21 protein-coding genes are annotated in these 24,107 nt (G+C 63.6%); 5 read left to right on the top strand and 16 right to left on the bottom strand.

Going from position 1 to position 24,107, the window contains the following annotated elements:
• Positions 1-47 precede the first annotated feature (47 nt).
• From C7435_RS12430 to C7435_RS12420, 3 genes are read right to left on the bottom strand one after another with little or no spacing between them, the layout of a single operon-like run.
• Positions 48-458, bottom strand: a complete 411-nt coding sequence (locus tag C7435_RS12430; protein WP_121211863.1) for a Zn-ribbon domain-containing OB-fold protein — start codon at positions 456-458, stop codon at positions 48-50.
• Positions 455-1,612 (bottom strand): thiolase family protein, encoded by a 1,158-nt coding sequence (locus C7435_RS12425; protein ID WP_121211862.1) that lies wholly within the window; start codon positions 1,610-1,612, stop codon positions 455-457. Before C7435_RS12425 ends, C7435_RS12430 begins: the two co-directional genes overlap by 4 nt.
• Positions 1,613-1,637: 25 nt before the next feature.
• On the bottom strand, positions 1,638-3,098 hold the full coding sequence (locus tag C7435_RS12420) for an MFS transporter (protein WP_075191494.1): 1,461 nt from the start codon (positions 3,096-3,098) through the stop codon (positions 1,638-1,640).
• Positions 3,099-3,522: 424 nt separating this feature from the next.
• Between C7435_RS12420 and C7435_RS12415 the strand changes: the two genes are divergently transcribed.
• Both C7435_RS12415 and C7435_RS12410 read left to right on the top strand, forming a co-directional pair.
• A complete protein-coding gene (locus C7435_RS12415; RefSeq protein WP_121211860.1) occupies positions 3,523-4,695 on the top strand; it encodes an acetyl-CoA C-acyltransferase in 1,173 nt (390 codons plus the stop codon).
• Positions 4,696-4,913: 218 nt separating this feature from the next.
• Complete coding sequence (locus C7435_RS12410) at positions 4,914-5,579, top strand: Abi family protein (RefSeq protein ID WP_121211858.1); 666 nt, start codon at positions 4,914-4,916, stop codon at positions 5,577-5,579.
• Between the two features lie 18 nt (positions 5,580-5,597).
• Here C7435_RS12410 and C7435_RS12405 read toward each other — a convergent pair whose 3' ends face one another.
• Together C7435_RS12405 and proB are read right to left on the bottom strand one after the other, a co-directional pair.
• A complete protein-coding gene (locus tag C7435_RS12405; protein WP_121211897.1) occupies positions 5,598-6,512 on the bottom strand; it encodes an acyl-CoA thioesterase in 915 nt (304 codons plus the stop codon).
• A 95-nt stretch (positions 6,513-6,607) separates the two neighbouring features.
• Complete coding sequence (gene proB, locus C7435_RS12400; RefSeq protein WP_075191600.1) at positions 6,608-7,765, bottom strand: glutamate 5-kinase; 1,158 nt, start codon at positions 7,763-7,765, stop codon at positions 6,608-6,610.
• Between the two features lie 323 nt (positions 7,766-8,088).
• Here proB and C7435_RS12395 point away from each other — a divergent pair, with 323 nt between their 5' ends.
• From C7435_RS12395 to C7435_RS12385, 3 genes are all read left to right on the top strand, one after another.
• On the top strand, positions 8,089-8,868 hold the full coding sequence (locus C7435_RS12395) for a pyrroline-5-carboxylate reductase family protein (RefSeq protein WP_075191496.1): 780 nt from the start codon (positions 8,089-8,091) through the stop codon (positions 8,866-8,868).
• A 46-nt stretch (positions 8,869-8,914) separates the two neighbouring features.
• Positions 8,915-10,171 (top strand): glutamate-5-semialdehyde dehydrogenase, encoded by a 1,257-nt coding sequence (locus C7435_RS12390; RefSeq protein ID WP_075191497.1) that lies wholly within the window; start codon positions 8,915-8,917, stop codon positions 10,169-10,171.
• A gap of 92 nt (positions 10,172-10,263) precedes the next feature.
• Positions 10,264-11,889 (top strand): sodium:solute symporter family transporter, encoded by a 1,626-nt coding sequence (locus tag C7435_RS12385; protein ID WP_075191498.1) that lies wholly within the window; start codon positions 10,264-10,266, stop codon positions 11,887-11,889.
• Positions 11,890-11,967: 78 nt separating this feature from the next.
• Here C7435_RS12385 and eda read toward each other — a convergent pair whose 3' ends face one another.
• The 11 genes from eda to C7435_RS12330 all read right to left on the bottom strand — a co-directional run bounded on the left by eda (position 11,968) and on the right by C7435_RS12330 (position 24,091).
• Positions 11,968-12,597 (bottom strand): bifunctional 4-hydroxy-2-oxoglutarate aldolase/2-dehydro-3-deoxy-phosphogluconate aldolase, encoded by a 630-nt coding sequence (eda, locus tag C7435_RS12380; protein ID WP_121211856.1) that lies wholly within the window; start codon positions 12,595-12,597, stop codon positions 11,968-11,970.
• Entirely contained in the window at positions 12,594-13,574 is a 981-nt protein-coding gene (gene glk / locus C7435_RS12375; RefSeq protein ID WP_121211854.1) for a glucokinase, read from the bottom strand. The genes eda and glk overlap by 4 nt, the downstream gene beginning before the upstream one ends.
• Before the next feature lie 202 nt (positions 13,575-13,776).
• Positions 13,777-14,592, bottom strand: coding sequence for a hypothetical protein (locus tag C7435_RS12370; RefSeq protein WP_075191501.1), 816 nt, complete (start codon positions 14,590-14,592; stop codon positions 13,777-13,779).
• A gap of 36 nt (positions 14,593-14,628) precedes the next feature.
• The gene (locus C7435_RS12365; protein WP_121211895.1) at positions 14,629-15,540 is read right to left on the bottom strand and encodes an RDD family protein; all 912 of its coding nucleotides are present in this window, start codon (positions 15,538-15,540) and stop codon (positions 14,629-14,631) included.
• Positions 15,540-16,541 carry a stage II sporulation protein M gene (locus C7435_RS12360; RefSeq protein ID WP_121211852.1) on the bottom strand — a complete coding sequence of 334 codons (1,002 nt, stop codon included), beginning with the start codon at positions 16,539-16,541 and terminating at the stop codon, positions 15,540-15,542. The genes C7435_RS12365 and C7435_RS12360 overlap by 1 nt, the downstream gene beginning before the upstream one ends.
• On the bottom strand, positions 16,538-17,827 hold the full coding sequence (locus tag C7435_RS12355) for a DUF58 domain-containing protein (RefSeq protein WP_121211850.1): 1,290 nt from the start codon (positions 17,825-17,827) through the stop codon (positions 16,538-16,540). The genes C7435_RS12360 and C7435_RS12355 overlap by 4 nt, the downstream gene beginning before the upstream one ends.
• Positions 17,827-18,783, bottom strand: a complete 957-nt coding sequence (locus tag C7435_RS12350; protein WP_369823734.1) for an AAA family ATPase — start codon at positions 18,781-18,783, stop codon at positions 17,827-17,829. The genes C7435_RS12355 and C7435_RS12350 overlap by 1 nt, the downstream gene beginning before the upstream one ends.
• A 2-nt stretch (positions 18,784-18,785) precedes the next feature.
• A complete protein-coding gene (locus C7435_RS12345) occupies positions 18,786-20,222 on the bottom strand; it encodes a hypothetical protein (protein WP_121211848.1) in 1,437 nt (478 codons plus the stop codon).
• Positions 20,219-20,995, bottom strand: a complete 777-nt coding sequence (locus C7435_RS12340; RefSeq protein WP_121211846.1) for a DUF4129 domain-containing protein — start codon at positions 20,993-20,995, stop codon at positions 20,219-20,221. Before C7435_RS12340 ends, C7435_RS12345 begins: the two co-directional genes overlap by 4 nt.
• A gap of 67 nt (positions 20,996-21,062) precedes the next feature.
• Positions 21,063-21,941 (bottom strand): sugar phosphate isomerase/epimerase family protein, encoded by an 879-nt coding sequence (locus C7435_RS12335; RefSeq protein ID WP_121211845.1) that lies wholly within the window; start codon positions 21,939-21,941, stop codon positions 21,063-21,065.
• A 56-nt stretch (positions 21,942-21,997) separates the two neighbouring features.
• Positions 21,998-24,091 (bottom strand): amidohydrolase family protein, encoded by a 2,094-nt coding sequence (locus C7435_RS12330; RefSeq protein ID WP_121211843.1) that lies wholly within the window; start codon positions 24,089-24,091, stop codon positions 21,998-22,000.
• Between the last annotated feature and the right edge of the window lie 16 nt (positions 24,092-24,107).

Raw genomic sequence — 24,107 nt, 5'->3', positions numbered from 1 at the left:
GGACCGGTTGGCGAAGGCGGGCGGGCGGAGACCTCTTGTCGCCATGATCAATCGCCGATCGCGGCAAAGACGGGCAAGGCGGGCCCATCCCCGATATCGTCCGCATCGCCGGGCTGCGGGGCGAGCCGGACACGCTGACCGATGGCGAGCGCATCAAGATCATCAGCGACCAGATTGGTCAGCACGGACGGCCCCTCATCGAGCGTGACATAGGCGACCGCAAAGGGCGCCCCCTCGCCGCGCCGCATCACCGACAGGCTGTAGATCTCGCCCGTCCCGGCCGTATCAAGCCAGCGGGTGTCGGCCGATCCGCAATGGGGGCAGATATGGCGCGGATAATAGTGACCCTCATGGCAATTGCCGCAGGTCTTGATCCGCAGGACGCCCTCACCCAGCCCGTCCCAGAAGGCTTGGGTCTCGGGATTGGGCTGCGGGGCGGGTCGCTTGCGCGCACTCATGATTGACGCTCCAGGATGATGGTGGCCGCGCCGTGCCGGGCGCCGAGCGAGCCGCCAATACCGGTGGCGACAGCGAGATCACAATTGGGCACCTGGACGGCGGGCGCCGCCTCGCCGCGCAATTGCCGCACCGCCTCGATCACCTTGGTGATGCCGCCGCGGAACATGGGATGATTGTTGCACAGCCCGCCGCCATCGGTGTTGAAGGGCAGCTTGCCGGTGCCGGAGATGAGATTGCCGTCGGCCACGAACTTGCCGCCCTCGCCCTTGGCGCAAAAGCCCAGATCTTCCAGCTGCATCAGCACGGTAATGGTGAAGCTGTCATAGATCGAGGCGTATTTGATGTCGGCCGGGGTGACGCCGGCCTCCGCAAAGGCACGCGGACCGGATTGCGCGGCGGCCGAGACGGTCAGGTCAAGACCGAGCCCGCCGGACGGCCCCTTGGTCGCCTCACCGGCCCCCAACAGTGAGATCACAGGCCGGTTCAATGTCTTCGCGATCTCCGGTGAGACCACGACGAGAGCGCCGCCACCATCGGTCGTCACGCAGCAATCGAGCCGGTGCAGCGGATCAGCGATCATCGGGCTGTTCACCACCTCCTCGACCGTGACCACTTTGGGCAGCATGGCGTGCGGATTGTGCTGGGCATGGTGCGAGGCGGCGACCTTGATCCAGGCCAGCTGTTCCGACGTAGTGCCGAACTCATGCATGTGGCGGGCGGCGCACATGCCGTAGCTGGTGTGATTGGTCAGCCCGACCCATTGCTCGAACGCGCTCTCCGGCGCCCCGGGCCGGAAGCGTTGCACCGCTTCCGAGCGCGGCCGTCCGGCAAGGGTGATCAGCGCGACCGAGCACTTGCCCATGGCGATCGCCTGCGCCGCATGGGCGACGTGCTGGATATAGGTACAGCCACCCATCTCGGTTGAATCCGTGTGACGGACGGTCAGGCCGAGATAATCGATCATCGAGATCGGCCCGAAACCCGGCGCGTCCGTGGCGCAGAAATAGCCATCGACATCCGTCAGCGAGAGGCCGGCATCGGCCAACGCCCCGGCCGCACATTCCGCATGCAGCTGCGGCGTGGTCATGTCTGGCGCCAACCGGGTCGGGTGTTCAAAGGCGCCGGCGATGCAGGCGGCATTACGCAGGCTCATACGAGCTCCTGTCGGTTTCGGCAGCTCATGGAGCCGGCCGCTTGGCATCATCACGCGCCTTGAGCGCTGCGAGATTGGCCTCATGACTGGCGCGATCAATCCGGTAGAAATGGAGGAAGAGCGCGCCGGCGATATAAAGGACGGCGATGCTGGGAATATAGAGCGTCGCCAGCAGGTCGACCGAAGCCGGATCGACCTCACCCGGTTGGGCTCGCTCGGGAAGATCAACGATCGTCAGCAGGACGCCCGCCGCCATCAGGCCGAAGCCGGTGACGCACTTCTGCATGAAGCTGTTGGCCGCATAGAACAGCCCCTCGGCCCGCCGCCCGGTCTTGAGCGCGCTCGCATCGATCACGTCGCCGATCATGGCATGGACCAGGATGGCCGAGGAAATTGCGCACGCCGAGTACAAGGCGAGAATGCCGAACAAGGTAGGAAGAACACGCGGATCATCGTCGGCATAGAACAGGCCATTCAGCCTCAGGATGAACGGCAACGTCCCCAGAAAGATGGCAGCAATCGCCAGCCAGAACGCCGCATTCCGCTTGCCAAGTCGCTTGGCGATGATCGGTGCGAAGACCAGCGCCAGGACAGCCCCCATCAATGGCTCGGCGGACATAATCGCCATCTCGAAATTGTCGAAACCCCAGAACAGGGTCCCGAAATAGAGACTTAGAGCGGCCGCCATACCGATCGCAGTGTATTTGAGAAGGCCAAATCCGAGAATTGCGAGAAACGCCTTATTGCTGAAAGTCCGTCGCATCAGCATGAGTGTTTCCAGCGGATTCCGGCGCTGGGGTGGCGGAAGCTTCCGGAGATATTTGATGCGGTGATGGGTCCCCGCGGTCGAGATCATGACCGTGCCAAACATCAACACCGATCCGACAAGTCCGAACGTCCAGTATCCCACCGGATTGAGCTGACCGATCGGGTATTCAGCCGTTGGCGCCAGGAAGACTGCGAGGGCCAGGATCGACATCCCATAGCCACCGAGATAGCCGAAGAAATAGCGATAGCTCGCGATCAAGGTACGGTCGTCATAGTCACTCGACAGTTCAGGCGCGAGCGCCGAGCTGGGGATTTCGTAGAATGTGATGCAGGTCCGGACTGCCGAAGACAGGACAGCGAGATAGGCAAACAGGCCCCAACCGTCCAACGCCTCGGGCGGATGCCAGAGAAAGAAAAACGACGCCGCCGCGGGAATTGCCGACATGTACATGAGCGGGTGCCGACGGCCCCACTTCGTTCTCAAACTGTCGGAAAACTGCCCGACGATCGGATCGGAGATAGCGTCGAAGACGAGCGCGACCAGGATGGCGAGCGACACCATCGCCGCGTCAGCGCCAATCACGTAATTATAATACCACAGCAGATAGGCGCGAAAGGCGACGTCCTTGACGCCGTATGCCATCGACCCCACGCCATACAGCAACTTGGTGGCGTACTTTATCGGTGGCGCCGAAATGGGCGTCGCAGTTTCGGTCATTCATCCTCCCTCCGGGCGCGTCGTTTCGACGTCTGCCCCATGCCGCACTTGATGTCAGGACCGTCTCATTCTGCAGAGGAGACACTTCACTTTTTCATGCGTACGGTATGAGCATACTTGTTTTTTGAAAAGCGACAAGAGTCAGAGAATACAGGCGCTTTACGAGGTCTGACATTGTGAAAGTCGGTGCGACTGACCAAATTTGAGAAGCCGGTCCGGTTTTCTCTTGCCCTGCACCAGTGCAGGCGACTAGAACTTCATCACAATCCGTTGGCGCAGAGGAGAGAGTGGGCGCAAGCAAACAGTAATCTGCAAGCAAGGGATCCAACAAGCCGGGTCTTCGAAGCTGATAAGGTCGCGAGCCCAGATCCCGTCGTCATACCCTCCCCGAACGCTCCGTTTCCGCAATGAAAGAGATCCCACAATGCGTGATGCCGTCATCGTCTCCACCGCCCGCACCCCGATCGGCAAGGCCTATCGCGGCGCCTTCAATGCCACGCCGTCGCCGACCCTGTGCGGCCACGCCATCGCGTCAGCCGTCGAGCGCTCGAAAATCGATCCGGCTGAAGTCCAGGACGTGATCATCGGCGCCGCCCTGCAGCAGGGCGTGCAGCACACGATCGGCCGCACCGCCGCCCTGCGCGCCGGCCTGCCGGTCACGGTCGCCGGCCAGTCGATGGACCGCCAGTGCTCGTCCGGCCTGATGACCATCGCCACAGCGGCCAAACAGGTCATCGTCGACCGCATGGACGTCGTCGTCGCCGGCGGCGTCGAGTCGATCTCCATGGTCCAGACCAAGGAAATGCGCGTACAGCCGGACCCGGAACTCCTGGCCATGCACAAGGACATCTACATGCCGATGCTGCAGACCGCCGAAGTGGTCGCCAGCCGCTATGGCATTTCGCGCGAGCGCGTGGACGAGTACGGCCTGCAGTCACAGCAGCGCACCGCCGCCGCCCAGGAGGCCGGCAAGTTCGACGACGAGATCGTGCCGATGAAATCGACCATGATCGTGGTCGACAAGGCGACCGGCGAGACCTCGCAGAAAGAGGTGTTCCTGGAAAAGGACGAGGGCAATCGTCCGGGCACCAATCTGGAAGGCCTGCAGGGCCTCAAGACCGTGATTGAAGGCGGCACCATCACCGCCGGCAATGCCTCGCAATTGTCCGACGGCGCCTCGGCCTGTGTGGTCATGGAAGCCGGACTCGCCGCCAAGCGCGGCCTCGCCCCGCTCGGCCGCTATATGGGCATGGCCGTCGCCGGCACCGAGCCAGACGAAATGGGCATCGGCCCGGTCTTCGCTGTGCCGAAACTGCTCGAGCGCTTCGGCCTCAAGGCGGACGATATCGGCCTGTGGGAACTCAATGAAGCCTTCGCCGTGCAGGTGCTGTATTGCGCCGACCGCCTCGGCATCCCGGCCGACAAGCTGAACGTCAATGGTGGCGCCATCTCGATCGGCCACCCCTATGGCATGTCCGGCGCCCGCATGGTCGGCCACGCCCTGATCGAGGGCAAGCGCCGCGGCGCCAAATACGTCGTCGTCACCATGTGCGTCGGCGGCGGCATGGGCGCGGCGGGCCTGTTTGAAGTGCTCTGAACAATTCCCCATGGTCGGCCGCCGAGTTCTCCGGATACCGACCATGGGGAGCGCAATCCCGAGAAGGGTTGCTCATCCGCACAAACCTGAAGTAGCGTGAAATAGAAAGGGCGGCGGCCCGAAGGCCCCGCCCGTATTCTTTGTCTGAAGCAGATTTGCCTCCCGACAGTGATCAGGACCTCAGCACAGGCCTTATATATACGAAAATCCGGCCTGATATGCAACACAACTTCTCATGCACACGCCCCACTGCAACCGCGATTCAGGCGAGCCTCTCCGCCTCCCGGCTACATAAATACCTCGCCGCGGCCAAAGGCGACCTGCCACTCGCGATAAGGCTCTACATCTGGAATTCGGAGCTCAGCGCCACTTTCTACAGCCCCATTCAAATCGTCGAAGTGGCGGTTCGCAACGCCATAGCCAAGCGCCTTCGACAGCGCTTTGGCGCAAGCTGGCACTCTTCCCCGAAATTCCGCAACACACTCAACAACTATCAACGCACCGAACTGACCAAGGCCGTCAGCAAGGAAACCCGTCAGCACCGGCACAACACAACGTCCGAGCATATCATTTCGGCACTTACACTAGGCTTCTGGACCGGCCTCATGTCGGCTCAAATGGACAAGCAATTGTGGGCGGGCGGTATTGCCATGTCATTTCCTCACGCGCCCGCGCAGGAAACCCGTGCATCCATCCACCAACGCCTCGATTCACTTCGAGCCTTCAGGAACGACGTGATGCACTACCGGTCAATCTTCGACAAAAGCCCACGGCACCAAATGCAGCGCCTCGACAACATGCTCGGCTACATCTGCGAAGACAGCCAATTCCTGTTACGGCACGCCCACAACCTTGAAGCCGTGATTTCCAACAAGCCCCGGTGAGCATTGCGCCCGTTCCAGTCAATCCCGCAGCCGGATCAGGCCTTCCTGCGCCGTCGAAGCAACAAGCCTGCCCTCACGCGTGAAGAGCTGGCCGCGATTGAAGCCGCGGGCGGCGCCGGACCAGGGGCTATCGGTGTCGTAGAGCAGCCAGTCACTCATATCGACATCATCATGGAACCAGACCGCATGATCGAGGCTGGCTGACTGCATCTTGCGGGTCATCCAGCTGACGCCGTGCGGCTGCATGCAGGTGCTCAACAGCGCCATGTCGGAGGCGAAGGCGAGGATGGCACGGTGCATGACCTGGTCGTCCGTGGCCAGGTCGGTGGCGCGGATCCAGATCTGGCGCCTGGGCTCGCGCGGGCGCGGGTCGATTGGCGACCAGGGATCGACCGGACGCATCTCGATCGGCCGCGGCCTCGTCATGAAGCGGTAGAAGGGCTCGGGGATCTGGTCCTTCATCTTGCGCAAAAGCTCGACCTCGGTCGGCAAGTCGTCAGGCATCGCGACATCACCGAGATCGAACTGGTGGGTCAACCCCGCCTCCGGCTTCTGGAAGGAGGCCGTCATGTTGAGGATCGGCTTGCCGCGCTGCATGGCAATGACGCGGCGATTGGAAAAACTGCCGCCGTCATAATCACGCTCAACGCGATAGATGATCGGGAAGTCCTCATCCCCCGGCCGCATGAAATAGGCGTGCAGCGAGTGGATATGACGCTCGGGATCGACCGACGCCACGGCGGACTTCAACGCCTGGGCAATGACCTGGCCACCGAAAACCCGGCCCTGGCCACCGGGATTGCGACGCCCGCGATAGAGATCGACATCGATCTCCTCGACATCGAGAAGATGGACGAGACCGGCGGCCAATTCGGCCGGGCTGTAGTCCCGACGCTTCTTCTTTTCGCCTTGCGACGTGTCTGCCCCGTCCATGGTGGCACCCTCGGCTGAAACTTCATGCATGACGGCAAGTCTGGACCGCCGCCACACAAAATTCCAGCTTCCGGTACGGCCAGATGCAGATCAGATCAGGACGCGACCAGGCGCAGCGACTTGGTCGGCGCATCCCAGGGCAGGTGCTGGGCGTTGAGGATGACCATATTGTCGCGGTTCACGATCTCCGGGCGGGCGTGATAGCCGAGCAGTTCCTTGACGTCCTGATCGGTATGGCGGGCCAGCATCATGGTTTCGTCGGAGGAGAAATTGGTCAGGCCGCGCGCGACTTCCTCGCCGCTCTCGGAATAGATGTGCAGCACATCGCCCTTGGTGAAGGCGCCATGGATCTTGACGATATCCTCATGGCTGACGCCGCTTGGACTGGTCGCCAGCGCTTCAGCGGCGGCATCATTGAGCACCAGGCTGCCGGCGCGCTGCAGGCGATTGGTGAGCCAGACAGCCCAGGACGAGGCCGGTGTACCCTTGGCAACGCATTTGGTGTGACGACGCTCACCGGACAGCACCGCTGAGACCGGACGGTCGATCGTGCCCTCGGCGATCAGCGTGGTGCAACCGGCATTCTGGGCCAGATTGGCCGCCTGGATCTTGGTCAGCATGCCGCCGGAACCGAGTGAACTCGTGCCCGAGGTCACTTCCAGATATTCGGTGACATCATCGATCGTCTCGACAAATTGCGCGTCGGGGTCGGACGGGTCGCGATCATAAAGGCCGTCAATACTGGTCAGGATGATCAGATGGTCGGCCTGGATCATCTGCGCCACCTTGGCGGCCAGACGGTCATTATCGCCAACCCGGATCTCCTCGGTGGTCACCGTGTCATTCTCGTTGACGATCGGCATGACATCACGCTCGAACAGGCGCTGGATCGTGTTCTTGGTGTTGAGGAAGCGACGGCGCTCCTCGAGGTCTTCCAGGGTCACCAGGATCTGGGCGATGTCGAAACCGTGTTCGTGGGCGACCTGCTTGTAGGCGTTGAGCAGCAGCGGCTGTCCGCACGCGGCGGCGGCCTGCTTGTCGAGCACGCCGGCATCTTCCGGTGAGGTCTTGATCGCGTTGAGACCGAGGGCGACAGCGCCGGACGAGGCCAGTACCACATCATGCCCCTCATCGCGCAGGCGCGCGATATCGGCCAGCAACTCGTTCATGAAGGCATAGCGAAGGGTCAGCCGGCTGTCATTGGCCAGAAGACTGGACCCGATCTTGACGACGATGCGTTTACGCTGGCTCACACGGTTCTCCTGTTTGGCGCGCCGACCTTTGTTGCGGCGCAAAACTTGAGCGCAAAATATTTAGCATTCGAAATTTTTCAACCCCAAAGCCCCAACTAAATCCCGCCGCCATGCCGTGGCACCAGCGTAGCATGCGTCATTTCTTATGCGACCACACCGACATCACAGGCTGAACACGCACTCACATATATAATTTGAATTCGAAATTGTTTTTGCTATATACCGCCACAAGACAGGCTCGACCCGCCCCGGCGGATCGGGCATTTTCATGTGAGCACGGCCCAGCCATGACGGCGGGCAAACGCAAATGGAGCAGACGGCGCATGGACATACTCCTCATCGGTTGCGGCAAAATGGGCGGCGCGATGCTGCGCCGCTGGCTAGATGCCATGCCGGCCCGGTTCACAACGGTGAATCGGTCGGGCCGGGCCCTGCCCGCCGGTACGGAGCATGTCGACGGCGCCGACGCCCTGGCAGGGCGGCGCTTCGACGCCATCATCATCGCGGTCAAACCGCAACAAATCCCCGACGTGCTGCCGGACTATTCCGGACTGCTGGCCGAGGGCGGCTGCCTTGTCTCGATCGCCGCCGGGTTTTCCGTTGCCTCGATCGCGCGTGTGGTGGGCGACAAGCCCATCCTGCGCCTGATGCCCAATCTGCCGGCCCTGATCGGCCGCAGCGTCAACGGTCTTTACGCCAACACCGCCTGCGATGACCGCCATCGCGACCTCGGCGACCAGCTCGCCCGCACCACCGGCACCCCGGTCTGGCTCGACAGCGAGGACGAACTCGACCGCCTGACCGCTGTTGCCGGCAGCGGCCCCGGCTATGTCTTCGAAATCGCCCGCAGCTATATCGCCGCCGCCGAAAGCCTCGGCTTCTCGAAAGAGACGGCCCGCGCCCTGGTGCTGGAAACCATGGGCGGCGCCATCGAGATGGCAAGCCGGTCCGACCAAGACGTCGCCGAGTTGCGCAATTCGGTGATGAGCAAGAAGGGTACGACCGAGGCTGGCATCAATGCGCTGCGTCGCGACGGCCAACTCGAGACCCTCATGACCGAAACCGTCCAGGCCGCCTATGACCGGGCGGTCGAACTTCGCTAGTTGCCGGACGGCAACTTCTCAACAACACTCATACCCCAAGGAACCCATGTCAGATCGTATGCAAGCCTATATCGAACAACTCGGCCGTCAGGCCCGTGCCGCCGCCCGCGTTCTCGCGACGGCGTCCACGGAGCGCAAGAATGCAGCGCTGGTCGCTGCGGCGGCAGCCCTGCGCCTGCGGGCCAACGACCTGCTCGAGGCCAACCGCATCGATGTTGACAGCGTCAAGCAGGCCGGCAAGCCGGATGCCTTCATCGACCGGCTGATGCTGGACGGTGAGCGCATTGAAGGCGTCGCCAAGGCCGTGGAGTCCATCGCCACCCTGCCCGACCCGGTCGGTCGGGTCCTGGCCCAGATCGACCGCCCCAACGGCTTGCGCATCGAACGTGTCGCCGTGCCGCTCGGTGTGATCGGCATGATCTATGAGTCCCGTCCCAATGTTGGCGCCGATGCCGGCGCCCTGTGCCTGAAATCCGGCAATGCCGTGATCCTGCGCGGCGGCTCGGAAAGCCTCAACTCGACCCGCATCATCGTCGATTGCATGAAGGAAGGCCTGCGCGAAGCGGACTTGCCGGAAGACTCAATCCAGATGATCGACACCTCGAACCGGGACGCGGTGAAACATCTTCTCCAGTGCACCCAGTTCGTCGACCTGGTCATTCCGCGCGGCGGCAAGGGCCTTGTTTCCCTGGTCCGTGATCAGGCGCGCGTGCCAACGCTTTTGCACCTGGACGGCAATTGCCACACCTATGTCCATGCCGAGGCCGATCTCGACAAGGCCGTCGCCATTGTCGAAAACGCCAAGCTGCGCCGAACCGGTATTTGCGGCGCCACGGAAAGCCTGGTGATCGACGAGGCCGTGGCCGCCGATCTCCTGCCGCGCCTGGTCGATCGCATGAGCAATTGCGAATTCCGCGGCGACGACGCCGCCATGACGATCGATCCGCGCATCAAGCCGGCCAGCGAGGACGACTGGTATACCGAATATCTCGACGCCTGCCTGTCAGTGAAGATCGTCGACGGGCTGGAGACGGCCATCAATCATGTTGCCACCCATTCCTCGGCCCATACCGATGCCATCATCACCGAAAACGCCGACGCGGCGGCCTGTTTCCTGGCGATGATCGACAGCGCCGTGGTGATGCACAATGCCTCGACCCAATTCTCCGACGGCGGCGAGTTCGGCATGGGAGCCGAGATCGGCATTGCGACCGGCAAGATGCATGCGCGCGGCCCGGTCGGACTGGAACAGCTCACCTCGTTCAAATACCTGGTCCATGGTGAGGGGCAGACGCGTCCCTAAGCCGGTCGCGGTGATCCCGGCCTGCACCCTTGAGCCGAACGCCGAACCACTTGATCTTCCACCTTTCGTTTCGCTGAACCCAAGGCAAGTCCATGGATATTGAAGCCCTTATCTCACTGGCGCTCTACTTCGTCCTGATGATGGCGATCGGCTTTTATGCCTATCGCAAATCCACCGATGACGTGTCCGGCTACATGCTGGGCGGACGCCAGTTGCACCCCGCCGTTGCCGCCCTGTCGGCCGGCGCGTCGGACATGTCCGGCTGGATGCTGATGGGCTTGCCCGGCGCCATCCTGCTGACCGGCCTGTCGGAAAGCTGGATCGCCATCGGCCTGATGATCGGCGCCTATTTCAACTACAAGCTCGTGGCGCCGCGCCTGCGCGTCTATACCGAGGTGGCGGACGACGCGATCACCATTCCGGACTATTTCGAAAAACGCTTCGCCGACAATTCGCGCCTTTTGCGCGTGATCTCGGCCATCGTCATCGTGGTCTTCTTCACCATCTACACCTCGGCCGGCGTGGTTGCCGGCGGCAAGCTGTTCGACGCCTCCTTCGGGCTGGACTATCGGATGGGCCTGTTCCTGACCGCCGGTGTGGTGGTCGCCTACACCCTGTTCGGCGGCTTCCTGGCTGTCAGCCTGACCGACTTCGTGCAGGGCGTGATCATGTTCATCGCCCTCATCCTGGTGCCGGTGGTGACCATCATGCAGCTGGGCGGGTTCGGCCCGACGATCGACGCGCTGAGCACGCTCAGCGTCGATGTCGGCGGCTGGGACAAACCCTATCTCTCGATGATCCCGCAGGAAGGGCTTGCCCTCGCCGTGGTCGGCATCATCTCGACCATGGCCTGGGGCCTGGGCTATTTCGGCCAGCCGCACATCATTGTGCGTTTCATGGCCGTGAAGTCGCTCAAGGACGTCAAGGTCATGCGGCGTATCGGCATGAGCTGGATGCTGATCACCGTGGTCGGCGCCGTTCTGACCGGCGCCGCCGGCCTCGCCTATGTGAAGAGCCAGGGAATCCAGACGGCCGACGGGTTGAATGTGGCCCGCGTCGTCGAAGCGCCCGGCGATGCCACAACCACGATGGGCGATCTGGAAAACATCGACACCAACGGTGCCTTTGCCGATGGCGATGTTGTTCTCGGCGATCAGGAAACCATCTTCATCCTGCTCTCCCAGGTCATTTTCCACCCCTATATTGCCGGCTTCCTGCTGGCCGCCATCCTGGCCGCGATCATGAGTACGATCTCGTCCCAGCTTCTGGTCTCATCGAGCTCGCTGACCGAGGACTTCTACAAGATCTTCCTGCGACGCGGCGCCAGCCAGAAGGAATTGGTCCTGGTCGGCCGGCTGTCGGTGCTGGCCGTGTCGCTGGTGGCGATCGGACTGGCCTTCAATCCGGACAGCAATATCCTCGGCCTGGTGTCGAACGCCTGGGCCGGTTTCGGGGCTGCCTTCGGCCCGGTCATCCTGGTCAGCCTGTTCTGGCGCGGCATGACCCGTCTGGGCGCCATCTCCGGCATGATCGCCGGCGCGGTGACCGTGCTGGTCTGGATCTACGGCCTGCAGCTCTCCGGTGTGATGTACGAGATCGTGCCGGGCTTCATCGCCTGCCTGGTGACGCTCTATGTGGTCTCCAAGGCCACCGCCAAGCCGGGACCGGAGGTGACCGACTATTTCGACGAGATGCACAAGCGCGTCAAAGCCGGATAGCCGGATCACAAAACGGCAAAAGAAAAGCGGCGGCCCATCGGGTCGCCGCTTTTTTCTTGGGCCGTCCGGTGATGGATATCAGGCCTTCATCGCGGCTGCGGCCGCCGCATTGGCCGTGATTGCGTCCCAGTCGCCGGCCTCGATCATGGCGCCGGTGGCGATCCAGGATCCGCCGACACAGACGACATTGGGCAGGGCCAGATAGTCCGGCGCCATTTCGCGGGTGATCGAACCGGTGGGGCAGAAGCGGATATCGGGCAAAGGACCGGCGATGGATTTGAGATAGGGCCGCCCGCCGGCCTGTTCGGCCGGAAAGAATTTGAGCACGTCGAAACCGGCTTCCACGGCACTCATGGCCTCGCCCGCCGTGGCGACGCCCGGCAGGACCGGCAGGCCGGATCCCAACAGGGCCGGGATCAGTTCCGGCGACAGGCCCGGCGAGACCAGGAAGTCGGTGCCCGCCGCCATCGCGTCGGCGACCTGTTCCGGCGTGCGGATCGTACCCATGCCGATGATCAGGTCCGGCTCGGCGGACTTCATCGCGGTCAGCACGTCGAGGGCGGCCGGCGTGCGCATGGTCATTTCGATGACGCGCAAGCCCCCGGCCTTGAGGGCGCGGGCCAGCGGCGCGGCCTTGGCCACATCCCCCACGGTGAGGACCGGGATAACACTGGCGGCGCGGACGAGGGTTTCAAGCGTGATGGTCATGAGTGGGATTGGCCCTGTTCTGCCAGCGCTGCCGCACCGCGCAGGGCGGCACCGTCGGACTGGATGAGACGGATCGGAATATCGGATACATAGCGCGTCATCGGGCCACGGCCCAGGAAACGCGACGTGAAGGCACTAGCCTCCAGCAGGGTGCGGATGCGCGGCAGGATGCCCCCGCCCAGATAAATCCCGGACCGCGACCCTGTCAGAACGGCGACATCGCCGGCATAACCGCCGAGTGCTGCACAGAAAAACTCGACCACGCGGGCCCCCATCGAGTCGGGGTCGGCCAAGGCTTCGGCGGTGATATCCTCAGGCCGGTAGCCGGGCCAGTTGTCGCCATCGATCTGGCACAGGGCGCGATGGATATTGACCAGGCCGCGGCCCGACAGGATGCGCTCCCAGGAGACAAAACCATATTCCCGCGCCAGCAGCCGACCGACCTCGATCTCGAGATCGGTGCGTGGCGCAAAGCCGGCATGCCCACCTTCAGTCGCCACGACTTTGACAGTATCGCCATCGGGCACCAGCAATCCCAGGCCCAGCCCGGTTCCCGGACCCAGCACGGCAATCGGCGTGCCGGGTATGGGGCGGCCATCGGTGATCTGGACGATGTCGGCGGTCGGGGTCAGCGGTGCGCCACGGGCCTGGGCCTCGAAATCATTGACCGCCATCAGGGTGGCCATGCCCAGCTCACCACCCAGCTCGTCGGGACGGAAGCTCCAGGTGGCATTGGTCAGCTGAACGCGGCCGGCGCGGATCGGCGAGGCAACGGCGAAACAGGCTCGACCCGGGCGCTCGCCATCACAGCTCTCCAGATAGGCCATGGCGGCATCGCGCAAATGTTCGAAATCCTCATTCTTGAGGCGGCGGACCTGGTCGAGATCAAAGCCACGCGAAACACTGCCGCGCGCAATGGCGAAACGGGCATTCGTGCCGCCGATATCGGCGACGAGATAGCTCGGTTCATGGCTCATTCGCGGCACGCCTGCCCCTGGATCTGTCTGTCCCGTCACCGCTGCACACCCGGTGACCCCTCGTTCGGCATTCTCTATACGCGATATGTTACCCCTAACATAGACTCCGATTTCAGCGCGCTCGGTCTCTTGGAGGACAAAGGCCCGCCGCCCTGACAGGCGGCGGGCCGATGCTTTAGGTCATCGGGATTGCGATACGGGCCTACTCAAAGACACGCAGCAGGTCGCTCGTCGAGCCACCTTCCTTGATCTCGCGCAGACGCGCATAGACCAGGCCGGAGGCGATCAGGGTGATCGGCAAGGTGACGGCCTGGACAGCCGAGGCCACGAGATTCAACCACCAGGGAGTCGCCGCCGCGATGGCGGCCGGATCGGTGCTTCCATCGACAACGGCCCCCAGATCAACGACCGTCGAGAAGATGACCGCCGAGTAGATGGCCGAAATGATCCATGTCAGCACCATGATCACAAGGATGACGCCGACGATGGCCCAACGATAACCCTTGGTCAGGTCCTCGCTGCGACCGAGCGCCGAAAAGCCAGCCTTTTCAAACACGATCGCCGGCACATAGACATAGAGCAGGGCCAGGACATAAAGGCCCGGCACGATCAGCAGGATGAAGCCGATCCCGGTCGCGATACCCGCTACGATGCCGAGAATGATGATCGGCAGGAAGCCGGTCACCGCCCCGCGCAGGGCCGCACCAAGCTGGGGGCCTTGCCCGCCATTCAGGGAAATCGACATGCGCACGATGATGGCCTGGAGAAAGATGATCAGGATCATCGACAGGCCGGCAACCATGAAACTCTGCCCGAGCGTATCCAACGGATTGGTCGTACTCGCCATGAAATTGCGGTTGACCGGATCAATCACCAGCATGGTGAACAATGCGTAGGGCAGGAAAACCACCCCGAAGAATAGCGGGAAATTGCTGAAATAGAGCTTGAATGTGCCGCCAAGGATGCGGCCGATCCCAAGCTCTGCCTGCGTGGTCGGTGTTGGGTTTGTATCCGTCATATTGCCCCCCTTGTGGCGTCTTAAACGATTGAATGACTAGCCTGTGTCCATGTCACGATGATGCTTGTCGTCGCGGACATCACCAAAAATGCGCTTCTGTTCGAGGAAGGCCCGCTGCGCCGTATAGAAAGCGTGCAGGAACTCCGCCACCCGGCTATCCGGGACCGGTTCTTCATAACCGATCTTGCGACGGATCTGGGCCGCGACCTGGATCAGGCTGTCGCGACGGCGCGCATCCGAGCCGCGTGTCTTGGCCTCGGTGCGCAGCAGGCTTTCCAGCGTCTGCAGTTCGAACCGCCCATAATGTTCCAGCTGGGCCGGCGTGAAGTCGAAAACATTTGGGGATACTGAGGTCGATAGGTCGGGCAGGAGCACCGATTTCGGCCGCACCATGACATAGGTGTTGGCGATCAGATCGCCCAGGCGCTGCCGCTTCTTGCTGGCCAGTGGCACGATCAGGACAACCACGATCCACAGCAACAAGACCAGGTTCCAGAACAGACCCAGACCGCCGGAGACCAGCAGCAAGGTGCCCGGCATGAAGATCTCGACCTCCTTCATCAGATTACGCGCGACCACCGCATGGGTGGTCAGGCCGCGCCCGTCGGCGCCGAGAACGCGCAGCCCGGTGGCCCGCTTGCCGATGGTCTGACCATTCCAGAACAATTCGGTGAGGATGTAATAGGGCGCCCGGATCATCAGCATCAGGATCGCGGCGAGCGAATTGACAACGGGCGCGATGTCGAAGGGCAGGAAGGCCAGCACGATGATGATCGCCATCATGACCACGACCGTGATCAGGATATCCAGCAATTGCGCCCCGAAACGGCCTGCCAGACCCGCCACTTCGAAACGGATCGGCACCCCTTCCGGCGGAATGAGATCGAACCAGCGGCGACTCTTTTCGAGACGGCGGGCGATCTGCGCCGGCGTTTCCGTGTGCGCCATCAGCCCGTCCTCCGGCGCGCCAGCAGAAACCAGGCCAGCCACAGGACGCCAATCCCCCAGCCGATGAGGATCCGTAACGTCGTGTCGGTGACCAATTGCCGGGCAAAGCCTTCCAGCAATCCGGCGACCAACAGCATCAGCGAGGCAATCAGGGCCAGCTTGACGGCATCCTTGGATGCCATCCGCAGCGAGTCCTTGCGGGTCATGCTGCCGGGAAACAACAGCGCCAGGCCGAGCCGGAAGCCGCCGGCCGCCGCCAGGGCAAGGGCCGACAATTCGGTCACGCCGTGGATCGAGAGCCAGCCAAACAATTCCAGCGCCAGGCCGCGATCCGCATAAAGCCCCCAGAAGGCGCCAAGGATGAGGCCGTTATAGATGGTCAGCAACAAGCTCGGAACACAGGCAAAGACCCCCAGCGCGAAGGAGAAGAGGGCCACCCGTGTGTTGTGCGAGAACAGCGAGGCGGCAAACACGCCCAGCTGGCCGATCAGATTGGCTTCAGTGGAGAACAGGCCGGCCCGCAAGGTCTCGGTGCTGGCACCCGGTCCGCGTTCGCCAGCCAGTTCGCCGGGCACGAATGTGTAGAACCAAGCCGGGTCTTGCGCGAACAGGCTGGCAGCGACCCAGCTGCCCAAGAAGAGGGCGAGAAAGGCCATCAATATGACCCCGCCCGAGCGCCGGACCGCCGCCGATGCCGAACCGCCGAAGAAGCGACCGACCACGCCGGACAGGCTGTCCTGCGGCGCATAGACCGACAGGAAGGCTCGTGCGACCAGCGATTCCAGATAGATCAGCAGATTCTTGTCGAGGGAGATATCGCGCGCCACCGACAATGACGTCGCCGCCTTGCGGTAGAGTTCGGCCAGCGCGCGCGACTCGTCGAAACTGAGCCGGTGGCTGCCCCGGCTTTCGACCCGTTTGATCAAGACCTCAAGCGCCCGCCAATCGGCTTCGCGCTCGGCCCGGAAACGGGTTGACCGGATCGGTTGGACCTCGCTCATGCGACCTCTCGCGCCTTGAGATCGAGATAGGTCGATACCAGTCTCGGGGTCAGCTGGTCGGGCCGGACATCGAGCACCATGACACCGAGCTGGCCAAGGCGTTCGATGACGATGCGGCGGTCCCGAAGAATGTCGGCGGCCGAGACCGACTCGGCGGCGATATCCAGCGATGCAACCGGCTGGCGTGCCTGGTCCTCGGTGGCCGGGTCGCGCAGCGCAATGAAGATGACCAGGTGATCGCGTGACAGGCGACCGAGATGCTCGACCATGAGTTCCGACGTGGTGGTGTCGACGAAGTCGGAGAAGATGATCACCAAGCTGCGACGGCGCAGGCGGGTCTGCAGGGTCGCCAGCGCCAGGGTCGGATTGCTCTCGGCGCTTTCATAGCTCAGCTCGGCGAGCGCCCGGCGCAGTTTGGGGAATATCTGGCGACCCGGTTCCGGCGGCATCCAGCTGTGCGGGCGCGCGTGATATGTATAGAGGCCGACCCGGTCGCCACCGACCGCCGCGGCCCAGGCGGTCGCGAGCGCGGCATTGATGGCGTGGTCGATCTTGGGCAGGCCATCGATCACCTCGCGCATGAGATAGCCATGGTCGAGCGCGATGATGATGTTGTGATTGCGTTCGGCGCGCGTCTCCTTGGACAACATGCGGCGCTGCCGGGCCGAGCGTTTCCAGTCGACGCGGCGCAGGCTGTCGCCGGGCACGTATTCGCGCAGCTGGTGGAATTCCGACCCCTCACCTTCGGCGAAAGACTCCTTTTGCCCGTGCATGCTGGTGCGCACGGCGAGATCGATCTGGCCCTGGGTCACCGGGCGGATATCCGGCAGGATGGTCACCGACCGGCCCAGCTCGCTCCGTGGAATAAAGTCGAAAAAGCCAAAGCGGGACGGCCAGTTGAGCCAGACATGTCCGAGTGGCCAGGCGCCGCGGACCCGGCCTTCCAACGGCAGGTCGAGCACACGCTCACCGCTCCCGGCACTCAACTTGGCAGGCCCGGACAAGCCGTCCGGCCAATCAAAATGCGCCACCATTCCCGGCGGTGCCGACGGGAGAATATGCAGCCGGAAGACAGCGGTCTGACCGGCGAACACCGCATCCGGCCCCTCCAGCTCCAGATGCCGGCGGCGATGGACACTGCCCGCCAGATCGACCGCCATCAGCGAGCCCAGCGCGATCCACGGCATGGCGAGCAGGCTACCATCACCGGCCGCAAAGGGCAGCAGCAGACCGGTCAGCCCGAGGGCGATCAGGGCCGCCCACAGCAATCGCCGTGTTGGTCGCATCAGCGCGGCACCTCGATCCGCGTCAGGATCGCCTTCAACACATCATCCGGTGTCCGCCCCTCGATTTCAGCCGTCGGCCCGAGCTGGATGCGATGGCGCAAGGTCGGCAGGATCAGCGCCTGGACATCGTCGGGAATGGCATAGTCGCGGCCCGCCAGGGCGGCACTCGCCCGCACGGCGGCAGCGAGTGTGTCGGCGGCGCGGGTAGACGCGCCCTCGCGGACATCGCCATCGGTGCGGGTCGCACGAACGAGGTCGAGGATATAGGCCAGGATTTTCTCATCCAGCCGGATCGCGTCGACCAGGGCATGGGCAGCGTTGACATCCTCGCCGGAAATCACGCGTTCGATCCCGGCCGTACGGGCGTCGAAATCGAGCGGCTGCAAGGCGTGGCGTCGCAGGATTTCCAGCTCGTCCTCACGGTCGGGAAAATCGAGGACCAGCTTGAACATGAAGCGGTCATTCTGGGCTTCCGGCAACGGATAGGTGCCTTGCTGCTCGATCGGGTTCTGGGTGGCAATGACATGGAAATGCCCGCCAAGGGGATGGTCGACACCGTCGATGGTGACCGTGCGCTCATTCATCGCCTGTAGCAGGGCCGCCTGGGTCTTGGGCGGGGCACGATTGATCTCGTCGGCCAGCAGAATGTCGGTAAAGACCGGTCCACGCACCAGGCGGAATGTGTTCGAGCTGAAGTCGAACAGGTTGGCGCCCAGGACATCGCCCGGCATCAGGTCCGGGGTGAACTGGACCCGTCCGAAATCAAGCGAGAGCGCCGACGCAAAACTGCGCGCGAGCAGGGTCTTGGCCGTTCCCGGCGGGCCTTCCAGCAGGACATGGCCGCGGGCGAAGACCGCGGTCAGCAATTGGTCGATCACATGATCCTGGCCGTGGACGGCCTTGCGGATTTCGGCGCGCAGCGTCTCGGCGCGCTCGGCAAATTGTTCGAGGGTCAGGGTCATGCGAGCTCCAGGGCCTGTTGGTAGACGTGTTCGACATCGGCGAGCGCGTCGATGGCCACGTCCTGGCGGATTCGGTCGGGCAGTGCGTCTGCGCGGTCAAAGATATCAGTGAGGCGCGCCGCCAGTTCCCGGTCCTTCAGACGCAGGAGCGCAACGGTGCGCTGGAAGGCGTGGCCAGTACGGCGTTCACGGCCCAGCCAGGCCTCGGCGAGCGCTTGCCGGCGATTGGCGACCAGGGTGCGGATCAGGGCGCCATCGGCTTGGGCGTTGCGCATCAGGCGGGCTTGGGCACGCAGGGCCACCTGGCGGGCGGCACCATGGCCATGCTCAAACACGGCGATCAACGGGCGGCCGCGCAGCCCGGCGCGCCACAGGAGCAGGACGAGCAGGCCGCCACCGGCCAGCCAGAGCCAGGTGAAGGGCGGCTCGAACATGCGGGCCATATCGGCCCAGCTGCGCTGATGCTCATCCGGCGTGGCAGTGAGGAAAACCGCGGTGGAATAGTCGACCAGCACGTCACCGCCATCGGCCAGACGCCGCACCAGCTGGCGCGCCAGATCCGCATTGCCGGCCTGGGTGAGGCCGTGATTGTTCAGGAGGTCGGGATCTGACAGCACCCAATAGGACAGGTCGTCAAACTCGCAGCGGCCAAGCAAAGCGCGCTCGGGCACGCCGATCAGGGCCTCACAGCCCTCCGGCAGGGTCATCCATTGCGGTGCGTAGAGCCGCGCCATGCCGTCGGCGAAGCCCGACACGTCAAGGGTTTCCCAGCCTGTGTCCCCAATCGCCAGCAATTCGGGCTCGACGTAGGTCACCGGTTGCGAGTGACGGTCTTCGTCGGTGTCGGGCCGGCCAAAACGGGTTTGCGACGCTTCGTCGGGCGATGGGTCAGAAGCCGCAGTGTCCGCTTCGGCGGCGTCTGCACCAGCATCCGCAGTGTCGGCATCGGCAGCATCAACCTCCGATGCAACCGGATCTGCCGCGCCGCGCTCCCGGGCAATCAGGAATTCCGGGTGCGTCACGCCCACCAGGCGGACCCCGTCGCGCCATTTCGGCAGAACGACCAGGGTCGGCAATGTATCCGCTTTCATCGTGACGACATGGCGAAACATGTTGCGCTGGGTGTCGGTGAGATAAGCGCCCTCAGGCTCGAAATTGCGGCCGCTGACAGTGTCCAGATCGGTATCATAGAGCGGCAGGATGCGCAGTCCGACACCATCGCCGGACAACGGTCCCCGCCCCAGAAAGCGACGCGTATCCATGCCATCTAGCGCCAACCAGACAGCCAGCCCATCAAAACCAAGCGCGCTGTGCTCCAAGGCCGGGGCACGGTCCTGACGCGCGAGCATCCAGGCCGCCGTGACAGTCACCGCTGCGAGCAGGCCAAGGGCGAGCCAGTTGACGACATTGCGTTGCCCCCCGGCGCCCGTCATGACACCGCCACCCTGGCACCGAGAACCAGCCGGGCGTCGGCGATGAGTCCGTCCAAGCCATCCTGTTCGATCGGGCGTCCGGCATAGCGGACCTGTTCGGCGATCTGCACCAGGCGCGCCACCTTGTCGTAATGACCCCAGTCGCGTGGCAGGCGGCGCAGTGCTTCCCGGGCCGTCTCGCTGCGACGGAGGACGGAGCCGGTGGCCTCGGCCGCGGCCACCAGAACCAGGCGTTGCAAGGCGCCCAGCGCCTTGGCCGCATCGGCGAGCCTGGCGATCTCCTCAAGGCTCAAGAGCGGCAATTCCCCGGCCGGCAGGCCGCCCTTGCCCGGACCGTCATGGTCACCGACCGCCGCAACCTGGCGCGTGGCGACCCGCAAGCCGGCCCCGTGACGAATGGCGAGATAAACAATGTAGGCGAGGACCCCGACCGCCAGCCCGATCACCACCCACTTGATCACCATCACCATGGTCAGGCCCGCGAGCCAGGGGAAGGACATGCCGATGTCGTCGGACGGATCGGGCAGGTCTGCGAGCGCGCGCCAATCCGCCTCGGCATCCAGATAATCAAGCTCCACCTGCAGACCCCGCGACCGCGCGAGATCCGCATAATCACCGGTCAGCGCGGCGGCGCCCTCGGTCGATGGCCCTGCCAGCATCTGCCACGTCCACATCGCCAATACGGTCAAGCCGACGACCGCCAGGAGCCACAACCAGGGTCGCAGCCGGGATGCTGTTCGCGACGCCGTATCGGGGCGGGGCGAAGACGCCATCAAACACAAACTCCGAGAGGTTGCACACAGCCGCCAAAGCAGCCGGAGGGAAGGTTAGTCACCCCCGTCACACCGGGCAAGCCTGATTGGCCCGCAACAAGTCCTCCAGCCGGCCGCGCGCCGTCGCCGCGAAGCCGAAAGGTGATGCCGGATTGTCGAGTTCGGCATAGCACTGGACAAAACCATCAGCACCGCGCGCGGCAAAAACCGGTGCGAAATCGGCAACGCCATCGCCGAGCCCGGCCATGGCGCCGTCCGGATGATAATCCTTGATATGGCAAAGCGGGAAACGATCCGGCGCCTGTGCGACCAGGGCCGCCGGGTCCTGTCCAGCCAGTTGAGCCCAATAAGTGTCGATTTCGAAGGATACCAAAGCGGGGTCACACCGCGCCTGAAGGACGGCCCATGGCGTTTGCCCGGATGGGGCGTCCGTACCGGCTGCGTCGGCAAACTCGAAATCATGATTATGGTAGGCACATCGCAACCCTGCCAGGCTGCACGCCTCGCCGAACCGGTTGAGGACATCGGCCCAGGCCTGCCAGTCCGACAGCGAGGTCCGGTCCTGCGGCGGGATCCAGGCGATCACCAGATAATCATGCCCGGCTTCGGCGCCGGCCGCGACGATGCGGGCCGGATCATTGCGGGCTTGGCGGGCATCGACATGGGCGCTGGGCGAGACAAGTCCGGTCGCCGCAAGAAGGCTGGCAATCCCGGCCGGCGCCTGATCGAAATAGCCCGCGAATTCAACGGCGCCATAGCCCATCCCCGCAACCCGCTCCAGGGTCGGCGGCACCGAAACGGCCATGGCCTCGCGCACCGAGTAAAGCTGCAAGCCGGCGCGCACCGGCGCGCAACCGGTGAGCGGCTGGCAGGCACCAAGGGCGACCGCGCCGGCCTGCGCGAGCAGGGTCCGGCGAGACAGTCGGGCAGTTTCGATCACAGGCATCACACCCCTCCCGGCCCGATGATTCCCGACACCGGACCGACACGGCAAGCCTGATCCTAGCGCGGCTGCGAAATGGCCGGCAGGTCCGTGAATGGCTGGATCCCGAATTCCGGATAAATCTCCGTCGGATAGTAGAAGACCCCATTGGCAGAGACGAGCGCGATCGTCTTGAGCTCCCTGAAATCGACGGTCGGATCGCCCGGGACCAGGAAGAAGTCAGCCAGCATGCCCGGTGCAATCGTGCCGAGTTCGTCATCGACGCCGAGATATTCGGCCATGCCATGACCACCCCAGGCGATGATCTCGGCCGGGGTCATGCCGATATTCTGATAGAGTTCCAGTTCACGGTGATAGGCGAAAGACCCACCCAGATCGGTGCCCGGCACGATGAAGATACCGGCCTCGCGCATCATCCTCAGGGTTTCGGTGATCTGGTCGAACGCGCCGCGATAATTGGCATCATCCTCGGGCGTCGCGATATCGGCCCAGGCACTGCGGGCGCCGCGCTGGGTATCGACCGGCATATTGTCGATATAGTCGACCACGCCCGGCGAGACCTCGCCATTGCGCGACAGGAGCAGGGCTTCATGGATGGCATAGGTCGGGTCGACCGCCGTGCCATTGGCTGCCATCGCCGCAATGGTTGCCTGTACCGCTTCACTGTTGAGATCGAGGGCCGGCAGGCGGCGCAACGCGGTGAGACGCAGCAGGGAGCGCGTATCCTCGCCCTCCTCGAGCACCCAACCCAGCATGATCTGGTTGATATGGGTCATCTCGTCATAACCGGCCGCGATCATCGAATTGGCATTGGTGAAGGCCGGGACATGGCCGGCAACGCGCAGACCATTGGCGTGAGCCGCCTCGATAACCGCCGGAACCCAGTCCGGATTCATCGAGTTGTAGACTTTCACCTGGATGAAATCGCCGCTCGCCGCATAGGTCTCAACGGCGGCCACAGCCTCCTCCTCGCTGGCGACGAGAATGCCGTTATTGGAACTGAACGGGCTGCGCCCCTCGATGAAGCCGCTGCGGTGGACACGCGGCCCGGCGACTTCGCCCGCCTCGATCCGTCCGATCAACTCATCAAGAACGGCATTGTTATTGCCCATGTCACGAACGCTGGTGACACCGGCGGCAATGTTCAGGAAAGCGCTGGTCTCGCCCATATGGGCATGCATTTCGAACAGGCCCGGGATCAACGATCCACCGGCCCCGTCAATCTCCGTCTCACCGGCCTGCGTCGCCACATCCAGCGTATCGATCGCGGTGATGTGCTCGCCCTCGACAACCACCGAAACCGGCTCGCCCAGGCTCAGTGTCTGTGGATCAAAAACGCGGACATTGCGGATGCGCACCGGCCCGTCATAGTCATGCGCGACCCGCGCCTGGATTTCGGAGAAACGACTCGCGCCATAGCCTGCGGCCAGGGCACGCAAGCGCTCATCCTCACCTTCATACCCGGCTTCCAGTATGGCAAAACCCGGCGTGATCAGGCCGAAAAAGGCGCGATCATCCATCAGGAAATAGGTCGGGTTCTCGCTGGTTCCGGACAGGGCATAGGTCGTGACATTGCGGCTTGTTTCGCCATTGCTCACCGTGAGCTGATCGATCTCGGCCAACCGCAGCTCGCCGCCGGGCAGGGCCGGGATCGTCATGTCGTCGCGCGCCATCAGGGCCCGCGCTGCAATGGCGAGCCAATAGGGGCTGGCGTCCTGCGGCACATAGAAGGCGTCGCCCTCGGGCAAGGCCTGATCGCTGCCGGTGGCGTCCTGCCAGCGCGCCTCGCTGTCGACATAGGCATAGCTCTCGTCAATCGGATTGCCGAAGGTCGAAGCGCCGGAGATCGTCCAGTCGACCGGCAGGCCGGCCTCGTCCAGCGCGATGCTTTCGGTGATGGTCGGGCCGCGGCCGTTATTGCGGTATTCGTACTCGACCGCATAGCCGTCTTCGGAGGGCAAAATCTCCAGGGCGCCGATCTCGGTTCCGCCGACCAGGATGGTGAAGCGCCCGGCTTCCGGGGCGCTCTCGCTTGTTGCTGTGCCCGACACCGCATCGGCGCCGGCCGGGCCGGTTTCGGTCGGTTGGCTACAGGCGGCCAAGGTGGCAGCCAGGATCAGGCTGGCCCAGATCGGCTTGGTGGTGACGCTCATCGATTTCTCCCCCGAA

This window comes from Maricaulis maris (assembly GCF_003634045.1).
GTDB lineage: Bacteria > Pseudomonadota > Alphaproteobacteria > Caulobacterales > Maricaulaceae > Maricaulis > Maricaulis maris.
Note: the sequence above shows the minus strand (reverse complement) of the source record. Positions and strands in the feature narration are given on the sequence as shown.